The organism is Streptomyces xiaopingdaonensis (assembly GCF_000262345.1).
Taxonomy (GTDB): Bacteria; Actinomycetota; Actinomycetes; order Streptomycetales; family Streptomycetaceae; genus Streptomyces; species Streptomyces xiaopingdaonensis.
This window is the reverse complement of sequence record NZ_AJTQ01000090.1, coordinates 1-3,800: the sequence shown is the minus strand read 5'-3', so window position 1 is coordinate 3,800 and position 3,800 is coordinate 1. Positions and strand designations below refer to the sequence as shown.

Here is a 3,800-nt window from a genome sequence, read left to right as displayed (position 1 = left end):
GGGGCTCGGGGCTCGGAGCTCGGGGCTCAGGCCTCGGAGCTCGGGGCCCGGGGCTCGGAGCTCGGGGCCCGGGGCCCGGGGCCCGGGAGTCGGGGCTCGGGGCTCGGGGCTCGGGAGTCGAAGCGCAAGTCCGAGCATCAGCGCCCCCGAAGCCCGCCCTCGAAACAGACCCCGACCCCGCAGTCCGGCACCCGAAGCTCGGGGCCCACCCTGCAATTCGACGGAACAGCCCCGGAGTTCACCCCTCAAATCCCAGGAAGCCACCCACACCCGCACCTACCGACCACGCCCCCGCCGACCAGGGAGACCACTCACCCCGCCCACGCCCAGAACGCGCACCCCCTGCCACCGCCCAACGCCGCCCGCACCACCACGCGTTCAGCATCCTGACCGCACGCCCGACGGCCGACCCCGCTCCGGACCGTCCGCGCCCCGAACGACCCCCTACCGCGACCGTTCCATCCCGCCCGTCAGAGCACGCTCCACGAGCACCGCCCACTCCCGGACGACGTGTTCACGCCGCGCGCTGTCATCGGTGAGCAGGTTCGCCAGCCCGAGCCCGCGGGCCATGTCGAGGAGGCCCTGCACCGTCTCCCGTACGCCGGGCGTGCGCTCGTCGGCGCCGAGGAGCGAGAGCGCCATCCGGTGCGTCTCCCGGCCGATCCTCGCCTCCAACGCCGTCACGCGCGGCCCGAGTTGCGGCTCGTTGCTCGCCGCGACCCACAGGTGGAGAGCCGCGCGGAAGAGCGAACCGGTGTAGAGACCGACGATCGTGTCGACGGCGGCCGGAACCGTCTCCGGCGTGGGGAGTTCCCGCAGCGCGCGGGATCGCTCTTCCGCGACGAACTCGACGGCGCCGGTGAAGAGGTCCTCCCTCGTCGGAAAGTGGTGCTGCGCCGCGCCCCGCGAGACCCCGGCGTGCTCCGCGACGACGCTCACCGTGCTGCCGGCCCAGCCCAGTTCGGCGAGGCAGGTCACGGCCGACTCCAGCAGCCGCTGCCTGGTGGCGCGGCTGCGGTCCTGCTTGGGCTCGGCGCCTCGCGCGCTCACCGCTCGGCCCCGGCCAGGGACACCGTGCCGCGGCCGGACGCGCAAACGCGTCGACGACGGTGCGGCGCCGTGCAGCGCCGCGTCAGTGCGGCGGGGCCGTGCGCCCGTCGTCGGGCGTCCTGGGCTGCGGCGGTTCGCCTGTGGTGGTCGAGGCCCATGCGGGTTCCCGTCGTTCGATGAATGCGGAGATGCCCTCGCGGGCCTCCGCCGAGGCGAAGAGCCGCGCCGACAACTCGGCGAGGGTACCGGTGTCCTCCTCGAAGCGGCGCAGCACATCGGCCGTGACCAGCCGTTTCGACTCGGCGAGCCCCTGCGGGCCGCCGCGCCGCAGCCCGTCGAGCACGGGCTCGAGCGCTGCGTCCGGCTTCCCGGCGGCGAGCGTCACGAGGCCGATGCGCGCCGCCTCCTCCGCGCCGAAGCGCTCCCCCGTGAGGAAGTAGCGGGCCGCCGCGCGGGGTTGGAGCTTGGGGAGGACGGTCATGGAGATGACGGCGGGCGCGACGCCGATGCGCGCCTCCGTGAAGGCGAAGGTCGAGGCCGGGCCCGCCACCGCGATGTCGCACGCCCCCAACAGCCCCGTTCCGCCGGCCCGGACGTGCCCGTCGACGTTGGCGATCACGGGCTTGGGACAGGCGACGAGGTGGCGGAGCAGCTCGGCGAGTCCGCGTGGCCCGGCCGTCGGATCGTCGGCGGCCTCCGTGAGGTCGGCTCCGGCGCAGAACGTGCTGCCGACGTGCGTCAGCACCACGGCGCGTACGCCGGGGTCGCGCTCAGCGGCGGCGAGCGCCTCGTAGAGCTCGCCGACGAGTTGCGTCGAGAGGGCGTTGCGGTTGTGCGGTGAGTCGAGGGTGAGGGTGGCGACGCCGTCGCCGACGGCCAGGTGTACGAGCTCCACAGCTCCTCCGCTCCGGTGCGTGGTGGACGGGTCGGCGGCCTGGCCGTCATCCGCGCGGGCAAGTTCCCACGGTTCAGTACGACTTGGGCAGCCCGAGCGTCTGGTGGGACACGTAGTTCAGGATCATCTCCCGGCTCACCGGCGCGATCCGCGCCACCCGGGCCGCCGTGATCAGCCCGCCGATGCCGTACTCGCGGGTGAGGCCATTGCCGCCGAGGGTGTGCACCGCCTGGTCGACGGCGTGGACGGAGGCCTCGCCCGCTGCGTACTTGGCCATGTTCGCCGCCTCTCCGGCGCCGACGTCGTCCCCCGCGTCGTAGAGGAGAGCGGCCTTGCGCATCATCAACTTGGCCTGCTCCAGTTCGATATGGGCCTGAGCGAGCGGGTGCGCGATCGCCTGGTGTGCACCGATCGGCGTCTTCCACACCTGCCGTTCCCGCGCGTACTCCAGGGCCTTGCCCAACGCGTACCTGCCCATACCGATGGCGAACGCCGCCGTCATGATGCGCTCCGGGTTGAGCCCCGCGAAGAGCTGGAGAAGTCCGGCGTCCTCGTCCCCGACGAGCGCCTCGGGCGGCAACTCCACGCCGTCCAGGACGAGTTCGAACTGCTTCTCGGCCGCGTTGACCTCCATGTCGATCTGGCTCCGCGTGAACCCGGGGGTGTCGCGCGGGACGACGAAGAGGCACGGTTTCAGCTTCCCCGTACGGGAGTCCTCGGTGCGGCCGACGACGAGCGTGGCGTCGGCGATGTCGACGCCCGAGATGAAGACCTTGCGCCCGTCGAGCACCCATCCGCCGTCTTCCCTGCGGCGGGCTGTCGTGGTGATGCGGTGGGAGTTGGAGCCGGCGTCGGGCTCGGTGATGCCGAAGGCCATCTTGCGGCTGCCGTCGCAGAGTCCCGGTATCCACGCTCGCTTCTGCTCCTCGGTGCCGAACCTCGCGAGCACCGTCCCGCAGATGGCGGGCGAGACGACCATCATCAGCAGCGGGCAGCCGGCGGCACCCAACTCCTCAAGCACCAGGGAGAGTTCCACCATGCCGGCACCCCCACCGCCGTACTCCTCGGGCAGGTTGACACCCAGGTACCCGAGCTTCCCCGCCTCCCGCCACAACTCGTCGACGCTGCGCCCGTCTTCGACGGCCGAGGTGAGGTATCCCCACCCGTAGCGCCCGCCGAGCGCGGCGACCGAGGCGCGCAGCGCGCGCTGTTCCTCCGTGTCCAGCAGGTCGGTTGGGCTCATGGTTCGCCTCCGGTCCTCTCATGGGACGGGGCCCGACGTGGCGCCCCGCTCGTGCTCCCGACTCACTTTCCCGCGTGGCGACGGCCGTCACTCGTCGACGACCGCCAGCACCGCGCCCACCTCGACTTGCCGTCCGGGCTCGACGTCGAGCACCGTCAGCACCCCGGACACGGGCGCGGCCACCTCGTGCTCCATCTTCATCGCCTCCAACCAGAGCAGCGGCTGCCCGGCGGCCACCCGGTCGCCGACGCCGAGCCCGTCCGCGACCCGCGCCACCGTCCCCGGCATCGGCGCCACCAGCGAGCCGGGACGACGCTCCGCCTCCGGCTCGGGCAGCCGGGGCAGCGCGGTGAAGGCGAACGAGCCGGCGGCGGAGTCGACGTGGACCCGGTCCCCGTAGCGCGCGACGGCGAACTCCCGCCGGACACCGTCGAGTTCGAGGCAGACGCCGTCCGGGGCCGCCGACAGGAGACGTACCGCCGGACAGGCGTCGGCGACGAGACCTTGCCGTGTGAGCCGGTAGCGCACCTCGACCTCTTCCGGGTCCTCCCCCGCGGGCTCCGCGCGGTACGTCTTGACCTGCGGTTGGGAGGGCACGTTGCGCCAGCCGCC

At 73.1% G+C, this 3,800-nt stretch carries 4 protein-coding genes; all 4 read right to left on the bottom strand.

Translation table 11 applies throughout. The annotated features are described in order from the left end of the window. Window positions 1-444 precede the first annotated feature (444 nt). A complete protein-coding gene (locus UWG_RS0107315) occupies window positions 445-1,050 on the bottom strand; it encodes a TetR/AcrR family transcriptional regulator (RefSeq protein WP_016906550.1) in 606 nt (201 codons plus the stop codon). Window positions 1,051-1,132: 82 nt separating this feature from the next. Continuing rightward, window positions 1,133-1,945 carry an enoyl-CoA hydratase family protein gene (locus tag UWG_RS29625; protein WP_016906549.1) on the bottom strand — a complete coding sequence of 271 codons (813 nt, stop codon included), beginning with the start codon at window positions 1,943-1,945 and terminating at the stop codon, window positions 1,133-1,135. A 73-nt stretch (window positions 1,946-2,018) separates the two neighbouring features. Beyond that, window positions 2,019-3,188, bottom strand: coding sequence for an acyl-CoA dehydrogenase family protein (locus UWG_RS0107305; RefSeq protein WP_016906548.1), 1,170 nt, complete (start codon window positions 3,186-3,188; stop codon window positions 2,019-2,021). A gap of 87 nt (window positions 3,189-3,275) precedes the next feature. Next, window positions 3,276-3,800: biotin/lipoyl-containing protein (locus tag UWG_RS29620; RefSeq protein ID WP_033196012.1), on the bottom strand; the 525-nt coding region annotated here is incomplete at its 5' end.

Coding starts and splice junctions, on each gene's coding strand:
- UWG_RS0107305 (WP_016906548.1), bottom strand. CDS start 3,188: ATGAGCCCAACCGACCTGCTGGACACGGAGGAACAGCGCGCGCTGCGC.